This is a genomic window from Ectopseudomonas khazarica, assembly GCF_004521985.1.
GTDB classification, from domain to species: domain Bacteria; phylum Pseudomonadota; class Gammaproteobacteria; order Pseudomonadales; family Pseudomonadaceae; genus Aquipseudomonas; species Aquipseudomonas khazarica.
In genome coordinates this window covers 117,146-130,801 of record NZ_SBHZ01000016.1, presented here as the reverse complement: position 1 = coordinate 130,801, position 13,656 = coordinate 117,146, and the positions used below count along the sequence as shown (strand labels likewise).

General features: G+C 62.4%; 21 protein-coding genes and 1 tRNA gene. 13 read left to right on the top strand and 9 right to left on the bottom strand.

The genetic code is table 11. The features are described from left to right. Positions 1 to 85 precede the first annotated feature (85 nt). Positions 86 to 865: a peroxide stress protein YaaA gene (yaaA, locus tag EPK82_RS19855; RefSeq protein WP_134677772.1), complete on the bottom strand. Its 780-nt coding sequence runs from the start codon at positions 863 to 865 to the stop codon at positions 86 to 88. 271 nt (positions 866 to 1,136) lie between these two features. Here yaaA and EPK82_RS19850 point away from each other — a divergent pair, with 271 nt between their 5' ends. The 5 genes from EPK82_RS19850 to moaE all read left to right on the top strand — a co-directional run bounded on the left by EPK82_RS19850 (position 1,137) and on the right by moaE (position 4,206). Then, on the top strand, positions 1,137 to 1,391 hold the full coding sequence (locus tag EPK82_RS19850) for a hypothetical protein (protein ID WP_134677771.1): 255 nt from the start codon (positions 1,137 to 1,139) through the stop codon (positions 1,389 to 1,391). Then, a complete protein-coding gene (locus tag EPK82_RS19845) occupies positions 1,384 to 2,775 on the top strand; it encodes a PhoH family protein (protein WP_037046840.1) in 1,392 nt (463 codons plus the stop codon). Before EPK82_RS19850 ends, EPK82_RS19845 begins: the two co-directional genes overlap by 8 nt. Before the next feature lie 188 nt (positions 2,776 to 2,963). Next, positions 2,964 to 3,440 carry a cyclic pyranopterin monophosphate synthase MoaC gene (gene moaC / locus EPK82_RS19840; protein WP_134677770.1) on the top strand — a complete coding sequence of 159 codons (477 nt, stop codon included), beginning with the start codon at positions 2,964 to 2,966 and terminating at the stop codon, positions 3,438 to 3,440. Then, positions 3,437 to 3,679, top strand: a complete 243-nt coding sequence (locus tag EPK82_RS19835) for a MoaD/ThiS family protein (RefSeq protein ID WP_037046846.1) — start codon at positions 3,437 to 3,439, stop codon at positions 3,677 to 3,679. The genes moaC and EPK82_RS19835 overlap by 4 nt, the downstream gene beginning before the upstream one ends. Before the next feature lie 74 nt (positions 3,680 to 3,753). After that, entirely contained in the window at positions 3,754 to 4,206 is a 453-nt protein-coding gene (moaE, locus tag EPK82_RS19830) for a molybdopterin synthase catalytic subunit MoaE (RefSeq protein ID WP_047587941.1), read from the top strand. 174 nt (positions 4,207 to 4,380) lie between these two features. On the opposite strand, the gene EPK82_RS24830 is transcribed toward moaE, so the two are convergent. Continuing rightward, positions 4,381 to 4,545, bottom strand: coding sequence for a hypothetical protein (locus EPK82_RS24830; protein ID WP_167494383.1), 165 nt, complete (start codon positions 4,543 to 4,545; stop codon positions 4,381 to 4,383). Between the two features lie 173 nt (positions 4,546 to 4,718). On the opposite strand from EPK82_RS24830, the gene EPK82_RS19825 reads away from it, so the two are divergent. After that, entirely contained in the window at positions 4,719 to 6,635 is a 1,917-nt protein-coding gene (locus tag EPK82_RS19825; protein WP_134677769.1) for a bifunctional metallophosphatase/5'-nucleotidase, read from the top strand. Positions 6,636 to 6,855: 220 nt separating this feature from the next. Continuing rightward, entirely contained in the window at positions 6,856 to 7,770 is a 915-nt protein-coding gene (locus EPK82_RS19820) for a DMT family transporter (RefSeq protein ID WP_134677768.1), read from the top strand. A 54-nt stretch (positions 7,771 to 7,824) separates the two neighbouring features. Here the strand turns inward: EPK82_RS19820 and EPK82_RS19815 are convergent, their stop codons facing one another. Both EPK82_RS19815 and EPK82_RS24825 read right to left on the bottom strand, forming a co-directional pair. Beyond that, the gene (locus EPK82_RS19815; RefSeq protein ID WP_037046856.1) at positions 7,825 to 8,271 is read right to left on the bottom strand and encodes a hypothetical protein; all 447 of its coding nucleotides are present in this window, start codon (positions 8,269 to 8,271) and stop codon (positions 7,825 to 7,827) included. A 27-nt stretch (positions 8,272 to 8,298) separates the two neighbouring features. After that, positions 8,299 to 8,472: a hypothetical protein gene (locus tag EPK82_RS24825; RefSeq protein WP_167494382.1), complete on the bottom strand. Its 174-nt coding sequence runs from the start codon at positions 8,470 to 8,472 to the stop codon at positions 8,299 to 8,301. Between the two features lie 137 nt (positions 8,473 to 8,609). On the opposite strand from EPK82_RS24825, the gene EPK82_RS19810 reads away from it, so the two are divergent. After that, positions 8,610 to 8,960 carry an excalibur calcium-binding domain-containing protein gene (locus EPK82_RS19810; protein ID WP_134677767.1) on the top strand — a complete coding sequence of 117 codons (351 nt, stop codon included), beginning with the start codon at positions 8,610 to 8,612 and terminating at the stop codon, positions 8,958 to 8,960. Here EPK82_RS19810 and EPK82_RS25065 read toward each other — a convergent pair. Further along, positions 8,957 to 9,343: a hypothetical protein gene (locus EPK82_RS25065; RefSeq protein ID WP_134677766.1), complete on the bottom strand. Its 387-nt coding sequence runs from the start codon at positions 9,341 to 9,343 to the stop codon at positions 8,957 to 8,959. The genes EPK82_RS19810 and EPK82_RS25065 overlap by 4 nt on opposite strands. A gap of 73 nt (positions 9,344 to 9,416) precedes the next feature. Here EPK82_RS25065 and EPK82_RS19800 point away from each other — a divergent pair, with 73 nt between their 5' ends. Both EPK82_RS19800 and EPK82_RS19795 read left to right on the top strand, forming a co-directional pair. Next, on the top strand, positions 9,417 to 9,953 hold the full coding sequence (locus EPK82_RS19800) for a CbrC family protein (RefSeq protein WP_134677765.1): 537 nt from the start codon (positions 9,417 to 9,419) through the stop codon (positions 9,951 to 9,953). 136 nt (positions 9,954 to 10,089) lie between these two features. Beyond that, positions 10,090 to 10,166, top strand: a tRNA-Met gene (locus EPK82_RS19795). Positions 10,167 to 10,237: 71 nt separating this feature from the next. Here the strand turns inward: EPK82_RS19795 and EPK82_RS19790 are convergent. The 4 genes from EPK82_RS19790 to EPK82_RS19775 all read right to left on the bottom strand — a co-directional run bounded on the left by EPK82_RS19790 (position 10,238) and on the right by EPK82_RS19775 (position 11,852). Next, positions 10,238 to 10,615, bottom strand: a complete 378-nt coding sequence (locus EPK82_RS19790; protein ID WP_134677764.1) for an excalibur calcium-binding domain-containing protein — start codon at positions 10,613 to 10,615, stop codon at positions 10,238 to 10,240. 18 nt (positions 10,616 to 10,633) lie between these two features. Beyond that, a complete protein-coding gene (locus EPK82_RS19785; RefSeq protein WP_134677763.1) occupies positions 10,634 to 11,053 on the bottom strand; it encodes a type II toxin-antitoxin system VapC family toxin in 420 nt (139 codons plus the stop codon). Beyond that, positions 11,050 to 11,295, bottom strand: coding sequence for a FitA-like ribbon-helix-helix domain-containing protein (locus EPK82_RS19780; RefSeq protein WP_134677762.1), 246 nt, complete (start codon positions 11,293 to 11,295; stop codon positions 11,050 to 11,052). The genes EPK82_RS19785 and EPK82_RS19780 overlap by 4 nt, the downstream gene beginning before the upstream one ends. A gap of 188 nt (positions 11,296 to 11,483) precedes the next feature. Next, positions 11,484 to 11,852 carry a hypothetical protein gene (locus EPK82_RS19775; RefSeq protein WP_134677761.1) on the bottom strand — a complete coding sequence of 123 codons (369 nt, stop codon included), beginning with the start codon at positions 11,850 to 11,852 and terminating at the stop codon, positions 11,484 to 11,486. Positions 11,853 to 11,969: 117 nt separating this feature from the next. On the opposite strand from EPK82_RS19775, the gene EPK82_RS19770 reads away from it, so the two are divergent. The 3 genes from EPK82_RS19770 (at position 11,970) to EPK82_RS19760 (ending at position 13,635) form a co-directional block, all read left to right on the top strand. Beyond that, complete coding sequence (locus EPK82_RS19770) at positions 11,970 to 12,722, top strand: class I SAM-dependent methyltransferase (RefSeq protein ID WP_134677760.1); 753 nt, start codon at positions 11,970 to 11,972, stop codon at positions 12,720 to 12,722. Between the two features lie 123 nt (positions 12,723 to 12,845). Beyond that, positions 12,846 to 13,301, top strand: coding sequence for a MerR family transcriptional regulator (locus EPK82_RS19765; protein WP_037046867.1), 456 nt, complete (start codon positions 12,846 to 12,848; stop codon positions 13,299 to 13,301). Next, positions 13,249 to 13,635, top strand: coding sequence for a carboxymuconolactone decarboxylase family protein (locus tag EPK82_RS19760; RefSeq protein WP_037046870.1), 387 nt, complete (start codon positions 13,249 to 13,251; stop codon positions 13,633 to 13,635). The genes EPK82_RS19765 and EPK82_RS19760 overlap by 53 nt, the downstream gene beginning before the upstream one ends. Positions 13,636 to 13,656 lie beyond the last annotated feature (21 nt).

Genomic DNA, 13,656 nt, shown 5'->3' with positions numbered 1-13,656 from the left:
GGGGATAGGCGAGGACGAGGTGCGCGGGGCGGATGCGGAGCCCGCACACCAGCCGATAAGCGGTGCGCGGGCGGCCAGGTCGGGTTCAGTCCTGTGGCTGGTCGCGCAGGAAGACCAGCTTGTCGGCCTGGGACTGTTCGGCCGAGTAGCGGTAGCCCTGATAGTTGAAGTCCTTCAGGCCTTCGGGGTCGTTCAGGCGTTCCTTGATCACGTAGCGGGCCATCAGGCCGCGTGCTTTCTTGGCGTAGAAACTGATGATCTTGTACTGGCCGTTCTTCAGGTCCTTGAACTCGGTGTCGATGATGCGCGCGTTCAACGCCTTGCGCTTGACCGCGCCGAAGTATTCGTTGGACGCCAGGTTGAGCAGCACGTCGTCGCCCTGGGCCTGCAGCGCTTCGTTCAGCCAGCCGCTGATGCGTTCGCCCCAGAAGGCATAGAGGTCCTTGCCTCGGCCGTTGGCCAGCTTGGTGCCCATTTCCAGGCGATAGGCCTGCATCAGGTCCAGTGGCCGCAGCACGCCATACAGGCCGGACAGCATGCGCAGGTGGGCCTGGGCGAAATCGAAGTCCTCCTCGGAGAGGTCTTCGGCATTCAGGCCGGTGTAGACATCACCCTTGAACGCCAGCAGCGCCTGCTTGGCGTTGGAGGGGTTGAACGGGCGTTCCCAGCTGCCGAAGCGCGCGGCGTTGAGACCGGCGAGCTTGTCCGACAGGCCCATCAGCTCGGCGATCTGGGCCGGGCTGAACTCGCGCAGCTGGGCGATCAGTTCCTGGGCGTGGTCGAGGTGCTCGGGTTGGGTGAAGCGCGGGGTGGCGGGTGGCGTCTCGTAGTCGAGGGTCTTGGCCGGTGAAATCACCATCAGCATGGGCAGGGTCTCCAGAAAGCGTGGCGACGATTCTAGAGGTCGGGGATCGGCAAGACCACCTATCGGGGCGATTGACAGCGACCGCGTCGACGCCTGCCCAGGCATCGGCGTGCGGGTGATCCTGTCGGCATGGGTTGCCGGCGGAGGGAAGCAGATGGACGCTTGCGTGAAGAACTGCGCTGCACCGCATTGGCGCGGGGGATGCTGCAAGAGGGTGCGGCGATTCGGCGCAGAAAGCCGGGTAGGACTTAGGACTTTAACGGTGTCCTGCGTGAGCGCCAAGCGCTATCTGTCGCACCGACAAATAAACCCCGGGTTCGAGAAAAAAACATTTTTCTGTCATGCGAATTGGGGTAATAAAAAAGCAAGACCGCCGAAACCTGCAGACAGGTGGCGGCCATTGGCCCTCACCTTGCTTGCCACCTTTCGGCCCCGATCTGAAAAATCGGCGGTCTCTGTCCGGCGCAGCACCGACCCTGGTTTTGCGTCGCCCGGCTACGACAAGAAGGTGACCGAGTATGGATGACCACGGACGCTCCAAGCCCACCGCTCCAACCCTCTACGCCCTCGACACCAACGTCCTGATTCACGATCCCAATGCCCTGCTGAACTTCGAAGAACACCACGTCGCCATCCCGATGACGGTGCTGGAAGAGCTCGACAAGCTGAAATCCGGCAAGCATGGCGTCGCCGCCGAATGTCGCCAGGCGATCCGTCTGATCGACCAGATCCTCGCCGGAGCCGAGCCCGAAGACGTCGAATACGGTGTACCCATACAGCGCGGCAAGAGTGGCCCCTGCGGGCGTCTTTCCATTCTCATGAGCAAGAGCGCGGCGCCGGTGACCTGGCTGCCGGAGAACCTCAACGACAACAAGATCATCAACCAGCTGGTGGAGCTGAAGACACGTAATCCCGGGTTGTCCGTGGTACTGGTGACCAAGGACATCAACATGCGCCTGAAGGCGCGTGCCTGTGGCATCGACGCCGAGGACTATCACACCGACCAGCTGGTCGATGACGTCTCCCTGCTGTCGAAGGGATACCACGACCTGCCCGGCTCGTTCTGGGAGCGTGTGAGCAAGGTCGACACCCGCCAGGATCATGGCCGCACCTGGCATCGCGTGCAGCTCACCGACAACCTGCCCGCCGTGCACGTCAACGAGTTCATCCTCGATGAGCAGGGTTTCGTCGGCTGGATCAAGGCCATCAAGGGCGACGAACTGGTGATCCTCGACATGCATCAGGAGCCGCTGCTGCATCAGGAAGCCTGGGGGCTCAAGCCGCGCGACATTCACCAGGCCCTGGCGCTGTTCGCGCTGCTCGACCCGGACATCCACCTGGTCAACCTGTCCGGTGCCGCCGGTTCGGGCAAGACCATCCTGGCGCTGGCGGCGGCCATCGAGCAGACCATGGTCAGCAAGCGTTACCGGCGCATCATCGCCACCCGCAGCGTGCAGGGGCTGGACCAGGAGATCGGCTTCCTGCCCGGTACCGAGGCGGAGAAGATGGAGCCCTGGCTCGGCGCCATCACCGATAACCTCGAGGCCCTGCACATGGAGGACGAAAGCACCCATGGCAGCGTCGACTACATCCTGCAGAAGGTGCCGCTGCAGTTCAAATCGCTCAACTACATCCGCGGGCGCAGCTTCCAGCAGAGCCTGATCCTCATCGACGAGTGCCAGAACCTCACGCCGCACCAGATGAAGACCATCATCACGCGTGCGGGCAGTGGCTCGAAGGTGGTGTGCCTGGGCAACCTGGCGCAGATCGATACGCCATACCTGTCGGCGCCCAGCTCGGGGCTGACCTACCTTACCGAACGCTTCAAGGACTTCCCTCACGGCGTTCACATCACCCTGCAAGGTGTGCCGCGCTCGATCCTCGCGGAGTACGCGGAAAGCCACATGTAACCTTCGGGCGGGCAACCATTCGCGCCCCTGTTCGCAAGAACAGGGGCGTTTTTATCGGGCAGGAATCGCAGGCGCGGCTTCAGCCACGATATTCGCGGATCACCTGCAGGTTCATCCCCACTACGACATGCCTGCCAAATCCTGACCTGCGGGTTTACAATCGACCGATTCCCGCCAGGAGCTTTCCCGTGCTGACCCACCTCGATTCCCAAGGCCGTGCGCACATGGTCGATGTCACCGACAAGGCGACCACCTTTCGTGAAGCCACCGCCGAGGCGCGTGTGCGCATGCTGCCCGCCACCCTGCAGATGATCGTCGCCGGCGAGCACCCCAAGGGTGACGTGTTCGCCGTGGCGCGTATAGCCGGTATCCAGGCGGCGAAGAAAACCAGCGACCTGATCCCCCTGTGCCATCCGCTGATGCTCACCGGCGTCAAGGTCGAGCTGAGCGCGGAGGGCGACGATGCCGTGCACATCACCGCGCGGTGCAAACTGTCGGGGCAGACCGGTGTCGAGATGGAGGCACTGACGGCCGCCAGCGTCGCCGCGCTGACCATCTACGACATGTGCAAGGCCGTGGATCGTGGCATGGTCATCGAGCAGGTGCGCCTGCTGGAAAAACTCGGCGGCAAGAGCGGTCATTACCAGCTGGAGGAACAAGCATGATTCGCGTGCAGTACTTCGCCCGCTATCGCGAGGCCCTGGGCCGCGACGACGAACAGCTCAGCGGCGATTTCGCCACGCTCGACGACCTGCGCCTGCACTTGCTGGCGCGTGGGGGCGAGTGGGACGTGCTGGGCGAGCAGAACCTGATGTGCGCGCGCAATCAGGAGTTGTGCAGCCTCGACGAGCCGCTTGCCGAGGGCGATGAAGTGGCCTTCTTCCCCACCGTGACGGGCGGCTGAACAAGCGCTTCGTGGCGTACACCTATATAGCAGCGGCCTGCGTGCGGGCCGCTCCCGACCTGGATACCTCACTCATGACCATCCGCGTACACAGCCAGCCGTTCGATCCGGGGAGCGAACTCAATGCGTTGCATGCCGCCAACCTCGGCATCGGCGCCGTGGTCACGTTCGTGGGCTATGTGCGCGATTTCAATGACGGCCGTGAGGTTGGGGGCATGCTCCTCGAGCACTTCCCCGGCATGACCGAAAAGGCCCTGGCCAGGATCGCCGAAGAGGCCCGCGAGCGCTGGCCGCTTTTGGGTATCGAGATCATCCATCGCGTTGGCCGCCTGGAACCGGGCGAGCCCATCGTCTTCGTCGGCACCAGCAGTGCCCATCGCCAGGCCGCGTTCGACGCCTGCAACTTCGTCATGGATTATCTGAAGACCCGTGCACCGTTCTGGAAGAAGGAAGACACCAGCGAAGGGCCGCGCTGGGTGGAGGGTCGCTGCAGCGACCAGAGCGCCGCCGAGCGTTGGAAGCAATAGAGCGTCGCCTGCGGTGCACGACCTGCTTCTGCGCCGGTAAAACCAGCATTTAGCGGCGCTGACTTTCCCAGCGCGCTGTCTCTCGTAGTGGCGAAAACCCACTTCACGCAGGCACCGGGGGGGCGGCGATACCTCGGGCGGATCGCCAGCGAGCCGGCTCCCGCACGCGCGCGTTCACGCCAGCGCCAGGTGTACCCGCAGCGCGATCGGCACCAGCATCAGCAGCACGCCAAGGCCGAGTACGCGAACGCCCCATTCGTGCTCGCGAAAGTTGAAACCGATGCCCAACAGCAGAAAACCGCCGATCAGCAGCATCAGCATCAGGTGATAGTGGTCCATTGTTCTTCTCCACTTCGCAGTCCTGATTACAGATTAGTCCTTCCCTCCGCGAGCGTTGCTGATCTGTGGCAACGAATGCCTGACACCATTGGCGACAAGCTGCGTCCCGATTGGTCGCTGCCTGGCGTAGGGCGCTGCTCCATACTGTGCGCAGTCATCGTCAAGGATCGTCCATGCGCCTGCTTTCCTCCCTCCTGCTCGCCGGCGTGCTGAGCGCTACGCCGCTGTTCGCTGCCGAGCGCAGCTTCACCATCCTGCACAGCAACGACTGGCAGTCGCGGCTGCTCGGTTTCGGTCCCAACAACGAATACAGCCCGGCAACGCTGAACGATGACGAGACGGTGGGCGGCGTCGCCCGCCTGGCCACGCTGTTGCAGCAACGCCGCAGCGCCGCCGGTGAGGAGGCGGTGCTGTTGCTTGATGGTGGCGACTTCACCATGGGCACGCTGTTTCACACCATCTCCCGCGAGATGGGCAGCGAGCTGCGCCTGATGAGCGAACTGGGCTACGACGCGGCGGTGATCGGCAACCACGAGTTCGACTTCCGCCCCGCAGGCCTGGCCGCGATGATCAGCGCTGCGCACAAGGTGGAGGGCGACGCGTTGCTGCCGCTGCTGTCGAGCAACATGCGTTTCGACCCGGCGAGCAAGGCCGACGACAGCCTGCAGGCGCACTTCGAGGCCGGGCGCATCCTGCCGTACAAGCTGATCGAGCGTGGCGGCATCCGTTTCGGCCTGTTCGGCTTGCTCGGCAACAATGCCGTGGCGGTCAGCCCGATGATCCAGCCGCTGACGTTCGCCGACCCGGTCGCCACCGCCAGGGAAACCGTGGCCAAACTGCGCGAGGAGGGGGCCGAGGTGGTCATCCTGCTGTCGCACATGGGTGTCACGCAACAGGCCGACGGCAGCTGGCGCGGGGAGGACGTGGAGCTGGTCGAGCAGGTGCCGGGCATCGATATCGTCGTCGGCGGCCACTCGCACGTGGCGCTGCCGCAGCCGGTGCTGGTCAACGGGCATACACCGGTGGTGCAGGCCGGCTCGGAGATCCAGTATCTCGGTGAACTGCGCATGACGCTTGGCGACGACGGTGTGACGCAGGTACGCGACTATCGCCTGCATCCGATCGACGACCGCATCGCTGGTGACGAAGTGATCACCGCCCAGGTCGAGGACTTCAAGCAGGTGGTCAGCGAGCGCATGCTCAACCCCAGGGGCTACCGCTTCGACCAGCCGCTGGCCAAGGTCGACCAGCGCCTGGGACGTGACTTCAGCGATCACACCCTGGCCAACCTGGTGACCGACGCACTGCGCCATGCGGTCGATGCTGACCTGGCCTTCACCGGCAACGGCACCATCCGCGATGACCTGATCAAGGGCCGGCATGGCGTGCAGGACGTCTCCGACCTGTTCCGCATCGCCCCGCTGGGCATCGGCCAGTTCGATGACGAACCGGGCTATCCGATGATCAAGGCCTACGTCAGCGCTCGCGAGATCAAATCCCTGCTGGAAGTGCTGCTGCTCGCTTACCAGCTGCGCGACAGCGACAGCTACTACCCACGGGTTTCCGGCGTTCGCTTCACCTACAACCCCTGGCGCGTGCCGTTCGATCGGGTCAGCCGCATCGAGATCGGTGACCCGGTCAAGGGGTATCACGACCTCGATCTCGACGACACGCGCCTCTACAGCATCGGTGCCACCAGCTACGTCGGCAGCTTCACCTGGCTGGTACCGGACCTGACCAAGGGCCTGCTCGACGTGATCCCCAAGGATGCCGCAGGCCGTCCGTTGCCGCGCATCGAGGACGCCATCGTCGACCAGGAGCCGAACACACCCGGCGTGCAGGAACTCAAGGAGTGGCAGGCACTGCTCGACCATATCCGCAGCCTGCCGGATCTCGATGGCGACGGCCTGGCCGACATTCCCACCACCGGCGCGGCGGCCGAGGCGCGCATGATTCGCGCACCCAGCCTGAATCCGCGCGAGATGTTCCGTCTTGCCGGCCCGATGCAGTGGGGCGCCAGCGCCGTGGTCCTGCTGGGTGTGCTGCTGATTCTCGGGTTGCTGATGCGCTTGCTGCGTCGCTGGTATTGAGGGGGAGTACGCACTCGCTCATTGGCTGTCGATTTCGACGCGCATGCCCCGGGTGCGTAACTGGGTCGGTCACCCTGCAACCTTGCCAAGCATTGCCTGCCTCCGTATGGTGCAAAGCCGCCTGATTCGGAAGCTATGCAATGATCGCTCAGCACCGTTCGCTCGCTGACCGCACACGACCAGGCGACGCGTTCCTCGTCATCACCCTGGCGCTTGCCTCATGACTACACTCAATCACTCGCGCCCGCTGGCGCTGTTCGGCCTGCTGCTGGCCAACCTCTGCTGGTCCGGCAATGCCCTGGTCGCACGTGCCTTCGCCGGGGAAATCGCGCCGTTCACCCTGGCGTTCTGGCGCTGGTGCCTGGCGTTGGCGCTGCTGCTGCCCTTCGTCGCCATGCCGCTGTGGCGCCATCGCGCGGCTGTGGGCCATGCCGGGTGGCGCCTGCTGGTGCTCGGGGGGCTGGGGATCGCCGGCTATAACTCGCTGCTCTACAGTGCGGCGCAGACCACGGCGGCGATCAATATTTCGCTGGTCAACACCTGCCTGCCACTGGTGACGTTCATCGGCGCCGGGCTGCTGCTCAACGAATGGCCGGCGCGACGTGCCTGGTGGGGCATGCTGGTGGCGGTGATCGGCCTGGCGGTGCTGATCAGCCAGGGCCAATGGAGCCGCCTGGCCAGCCTGTCGTTCAATCAGGGCGATCTGATCATGCTGCTGGCGGTGGTCGACTGGGCGCTGTACTCGTTGCTGCTGCGGCGCTGGGCCAGCTACCTGCAGCCGATTCCGCCACTGGCGCTGCTGGGCGTGTTCATCATGCTCGGCGTGCCGCTGATCCTGCCGTTCTACCTGTATGAACTGAGCCAGGGTGCACAGCTGGCGCTGAATACCGCCAATCTCTCGGCGGTCGCCTACACCGCCGTATTCGCCTCGTTGCTGGCTTACCTGGCCTGGAACCACGGCATCCGCGTGATCGGCGCCGCCAAGGCGGCGCTGACCAACTACCTGATGCCGGTGTTCACCGCGCTGCTGGGGTGGGTGCTGCTGAACGAAAGTCTGCAGCTCTACCACTGGCTGGGGGCGGTGATGATCTTCGGCGGCCTGCTGCTGGCCACGCGCCCTGGCAGGCGTGCCTGAGGAATCAGCGCCCAGATGCAGGGGCATTCCGTGCGCGCAAAGGCAGGCAGCGTGTCAGTCCGGCTTGAGCATCACGAAGGCCTCACCATCTTGGCGATCATGCATCAGGATGAAGCGCTGCCCGGCGATCACCATCTTCACGGGTGCCTTGCGAGGTACCGTGGTGCCGGCATTCACCGCGGCTGCACTGAGCATCTGGCTCGTCAGTGTGTCGTCCTGTTGCGATTCGCCGGTTACCACGCACTCGTGACTGACCTTCACCTGGATGCCCAGGCTCTTGTCTGCATTGAAGCCGACCGTGGCGAAGCCCATGTCGGTCATCTCGGTAATGCCATGCTGACGCGCCACGCGATGCGCCTCGGCAAAGCTCGGTGCGGTTTGCAGGCAGATATCACGGAACGCCTGCACCAGAGGCGAGGTCACCGGCACCGGAGGCTGCGAACCCAGATTGGCGCAGGCGCCCAGAAGGCTGCAGCTGACAAGCAAGGCGAGCTTTTTCATCACATCATTCCTTAATGAGGGATAGGTTCAGGGCTGTTGCGATTGCTCGCAAAGATCATGCCCCAGCACCTGCGAAGCCAGCCCCTTGGCCAGATAGGTTTCCACCATGCGGCCATCGGCACACTCGGTCCTGTGTCCGATGGCAATGCCGATGGACAGCAGAACGAATAGCGCCAGGCCGATATTCTGGATGGGCGTCATGACAGGGCTCGTTGGGAAATGGATGAGGCAGGATGAACAGACGGGTAGGGGATGGCAAGCGCCAATGTAAGCCTCTGGAGTTGTCGGCTCGCTGAGCCAATACTGGCACTCACGCAAATCAGGCAAGGGACTGCGCAATGAAGAAACTGATCATCATCCTGTTGCTGGGCGGCGCCGTCTGGCAGTTTTACCTGAGCAAGCCCGGCAGCCCGATCATCAGCAACATCGCCAGCGATGGTTCGGTAATGGACAACCCGGTAGTCAGCCAGTCCGGCGGATCCATCTTCTCGCTGGACAGTCGGCGCTCCTCCACCAGTCAGCCCGCGACCCAGGTGGCCAACAGCAACTACCGCTGTGATGGCCGCACCCGTTGCTCGCAAATGACTTCCTGCGCCGAAGCCACCTACTTCCTGCGCAACTGCCCAGGCACCAAGATGGATGGCGACAATGATGGCGTGCCCTGTGAGGGGCAATGGTGCGGTCGTTAGGGCAGGGTGATCGACAGGCTGCTGGACTCGACCTGGGCGATAAGCATCCAGGTAACCGCGCTGATGATACCCAGCACGCTATAACCGACGACGATACCAATCGCGATCTGCTTCCACAGGCCGGCGAAACGGTTGGGTTCGTTGCGGTAGCGCGTTGGCATATCGCGCTCTGCCCGTAGATCATCGAAGTCGTCTCTCGCTCTCAACGTGTTCTCCGGGTTCATGGGCCAGCGCGCGACGGCGCTGCAGCCTGCTGGATGCGGATTTTCCGGCATCGCCCGACAGCCCGGCAAGAACCATTCGGACTGCTGCAGTACGCGCCACTTCTGGCTGCCGGCTTGCCTGGCTGCCAGTGAGTAGTTGAACCGGGTATCGTTCATCACTTTGGAGCAGTTCTATCATGCGCAGAGAGTGGCTTCGTCCACTATGATGCTTGATCGTAAAACAGGAGTTCACATGGATATCGTGCTACCTCACTATCCCTATCACAAGGACCCACTGGTTACTGGCGCTATAAAGGCCAGCGATACGGTTTGCCGTTGCTGCGGGCTGGCACGCGGTTATATCTACGCGGCCTCGGTCTACTCCAGGGAGGAGCTTGGTGACCGGCTTTGCCCTTGGTGCATTGCCGATGGAAGTGCGGCCAAGCGTTTCGAGGCCTCCTTCATCGAACATCACGCATTGGCCGAATCGGGAGTGCTGGACTCCGTGATTGAAGAAATCGACCTTCGCACGCCAGGCTACTTTTCCTGGCAGGGCTCGACTTGGCTGGCGCACTGCAATGACGCATGCGAGTTTCACGGCGATGCCACTGTGGAGGACGTGCGCCAAGCGAGCACTGCGACCAAGCAGCAATGGATGCAGGATTACGAGCAGGCAGAGAAAGACTGGGAGTGGGCAACCAGAGGCTACCAACCGGGTGGCGACTCGGCGTTTTACAAGTTTGTCTGCAAGCATTGCCAATTGGTCATGTTCGCCTGGGATCTCAGTTAACGGCCGGCGGTTCTGTCGTCCAGGTAGCAGCCTTGAGCCTGCCCAGGCGCCAAAGCCTAACCGCTTGATAAAACGTAAATTTATCGATGATCTGGGGTTGACAGCAGTCAGCGAGACGCGGAAAATGCGCGCCGTTGGCTACATAGCTCAGTCGGTTAGAGCGCAGCATTCATAATGCTGATGTCCCAGGTTCAAGTCCCGGTGTAGCCACCATACAAATCAAAGGGTTAGCTTCGGCTAGCCCTTTGTCGTTTCTGGGGTAGTGACTACACCTTGTCTATGCTTCAGCGGCACCACTGCTGCTCGCAGGGAACGCCGTCCCGGTCGCCATCCATCTTCGTGCCAGGGCAATTGTTCAAAAAGAAGGTGGCTTCTTCACAAGATCTCATCTGCGAACAATGAGTGCGACTATCGCAGCGATATTTCGTTGCTTGCCCTGAACCGGGCACGGCGGACATAGCAGGTGAGGATGTAGAGCTGCCCGAACTGAAAGACGGCAACAAGCTATCGAGCGAGAAACTTTCCGATGGCTGCTTGATGATCGGCTCACTTAACAAGCTGCCATCGTCAGAGGTGTTCGTAATCATTGGGCTTGCGGGCCGATCGAAGTAGAAATGCCAGATCGCTAGACCTGCAGCCAGCAACACAATCCATTTTTTCATGGCACTTCCTTGCTCGAACTAGGCGCTCCAAGGATCTACCAGGGCAACGCCCAGCGTTTCGAAGTGGCGAATATTGCGAGTTGCGATCACGGCATCATGTAGCCGACCAATTGCAGCGATCTGCGTATCGGCCATATCAACCACCCGCCCTTTAGCCTCGGTTTCTGCGGCTATCTCTGCATAGTACACAGCGGCATCTGCATCGAACGGCAGAATATTGCCCGCGAAGTCCTCATCGAACATGGCTGAAGCCACATCGAGCAATCCTTGTTTGCGCTTGCCGTCTGGCATCCTGGCAATGCCATAGAGAATTTCCGCAACGGTGATCGAGGTGATTACCAGATCCCCGACAGGCTGAGCGTCAACCCACTCCAGAACCTGGGGCGCAGGCTTGGCGCGCATCAGTTCCGACAGCACGTTGGTATCAAGCAGGATCATTCATCGAAGCTCGCAGCACGGGCTTTGTCCTTGCGCTCTGGTAGCTCAAGGTCTGCCCCTCCAACAGCGGCAAAACGGGAGTGAATCCGGCTACCCAAGCCACCACGCTTTCCTTGTCGTGACAGAGCCTGCCGAATGATCACCCGGGCTTCTTCTTCCATGGAACGGCCGTGGCTAGCCGCTACGATACGCAGCTGAGCTTTCAGGTCGTCGTCGAGGTTTCGAATAGTGATGGCGGCCATGGTTACCTCCCGTGCATTCAGTGCAATCAGTGATAGCATAGCTGTGCGCGGGCCACATGCACACAGCCGCGGGTCTCACTGATAGATACCCTGAAAACCCGCCACACTGACCCCATTCATTCTCTTGTTGCCGGTCAAGAGGATCGGCTTCCTTATTGTTCCCGTGTCGTTTGTAGACAGCTGTCCTGCTAGCTGTTCTTGATCCCTGTGCAGGCCACGTATCGGTTGGCAACGGCGATGACATCGGCTTTGTTGGTGAAGGTCTGGGGAGACTGGGAGAAGATGCGGTTCTCGCACATGTCCCGGTAGTTTTCGTAGCGGGCGATGCAACTGGCGGAGGTCTTGCCCGTGGCCTGCTCGTAACTGGCGTCGTTGCAGAAAAAGGTCACCAGCTGGTGGGTCCCAACGTTGACCTCATCGAGACTGACGCTTGTGGCTTCTACCTTTTGCAGCAGGGCCTGGTAACTATCAACATCGATGGCAGTGGCCGCGAAGTGCTCGGTATAGAGGTAATAGCCGCCGGCGGCGACCGCGAGCAGCAGGAGCAGGTTTTTCATTTGCTTCATCCTTGATGGCGAAAGCCCGGCAGAATAGAAGCGCTGATGACCGTTGTCCACGGTGTGCGTGCGCGACCGGACGGTTCCTTTTTCTTCGATCTGTGTGGTGTGTGCTGAATGAAATCCTTTGATGAACTGGTGGCTGAAGCTGAAGCGGCCGATGTGAGTGGTTGGGGCTTCGGGTGGCTGGCGGGGCGAGCCAGCGAGGAGCGTCCCTCCTGGGGGTATTCCAGGTTGCTGGCGCAGCGCTTGGCGCAGGTGGAGTCGGCGCTTGATCTGGACACCGGTGGCGGTGAGGTGCTGGGCGAGGTGCCGCGCTTTCCTCCGCGAATGTGTGCCACGGAGGCGTGGTCGCCCAACGCCCGCAAGGCCCGTGAGCACCTGAGCGAGCGTGGCGTGCAGGTGGTGGAAACCACGGCGGCGGACAGCGTGCTGCCGTTTGCGGACGCGTCCTTCGAGCTCGTCACATCGCGTCATCCCGTGTCCCCGAACTGGGCAGAGATCCATCGTGTGCTCAAGCCGGGCGGATGCTATTTCGCGCAGCATGTCGGTGCGGCTTCGGCGTTCGATCTGATCGAGCGCTTCCTCGGGCCGCTTCCACAGCAGCGACGTCAGCGCGATCCGCAGGACGAGGCGGCCGCCGCGCAGGCAGCCGGGCTGAACGTGACGGATCTGCGTGTCGAGCGCTGTCGTCTGGTGTTCAACGACGTCGGGGCGGTGGTCTGGATTCTGCGCAAGTGCGTGTGGTGGGTACCTGACTTCTCCACACGCAGGTACCACGATGTATTGCTCGCCCTCGATGAGCAGATGCGTGGTGGGCGGCCATTCGTGGCGTATTCGACTCGGCACCTGATCGAAGCGCGGCGTTAACCCGGAGCGCTGCCGTGGATCGGTCGCTCATCCCTTTGCTGCGCTACCGGGCAGTGCCCGGCGTTTGACGTGGATACCGAAAGGGATTGACTTAGAGCGCGCTCGAACTTTTAGGATCGCCCCATGGAACCTCATCTGAGCATCGACGAAGTCGCCCGGCGCACCGGGCTGACAGCCCACACCCTGCGCTATTACGAACGCATCGGGCTGATCGGTCCGGTGGGCCGCACGGCGAGTGGACAGCGCCGTTATGCGCCTTCGAACATGGCCTGGATCGAGTTCCTGCTGCGCCTGCGCACGACCCGCATGCCGATCGGCAAGATGCAGGCGTTCGCGGCGCTGAGGGGCGCCGGAGACTCGACGGTGCCGGCGCGTCGCCAGATGCTGGAAGAACACCTCGCGGAGGTTCTGGCCGAGATCGAAGCGATGCGCCGCGCCGCCGATGCGCTGCAGGCGAAGATCGAGCACTACCGCTCGTGCGAGCAGCGCCTGGCGCCGGAGTCATCAACCGAGAGGGACAGCGAGCATGAGCAACGAAAGTCGGTACCAGCGGGGGTTGGACAAGCTGAAGGAGATTGACGGCGAGGCCGGTGAGCGGGTGGTGGAGAGTCTGGCTGGCATCGCCCCGGATTTCGCGCGCTACCTGGTGGAGTTCCCGTTCGGCGATATCTACTCGCGGCCGGGGCTGGACCTGAAAAGCCGGGAGATCGCCGTGGTGGCGGCGCTGACCGCCCTTGGCAATGCTGCGCCACAGCTGAAGGTGCATGTGCATGGCGCGCTGAACGTCGGTGTCAGTCGTACCGAGATCGTCGAGACGATGATGCAGATGGCGGTGTATGCCGGCTTTCCCGCTGCACTCAATGGCCTGGCGGTGGCGCGGGAGGTGTTCGAGCAGCGTTCTGAGGCGGCCTGACGCCGGACCATAAGCGCGAAG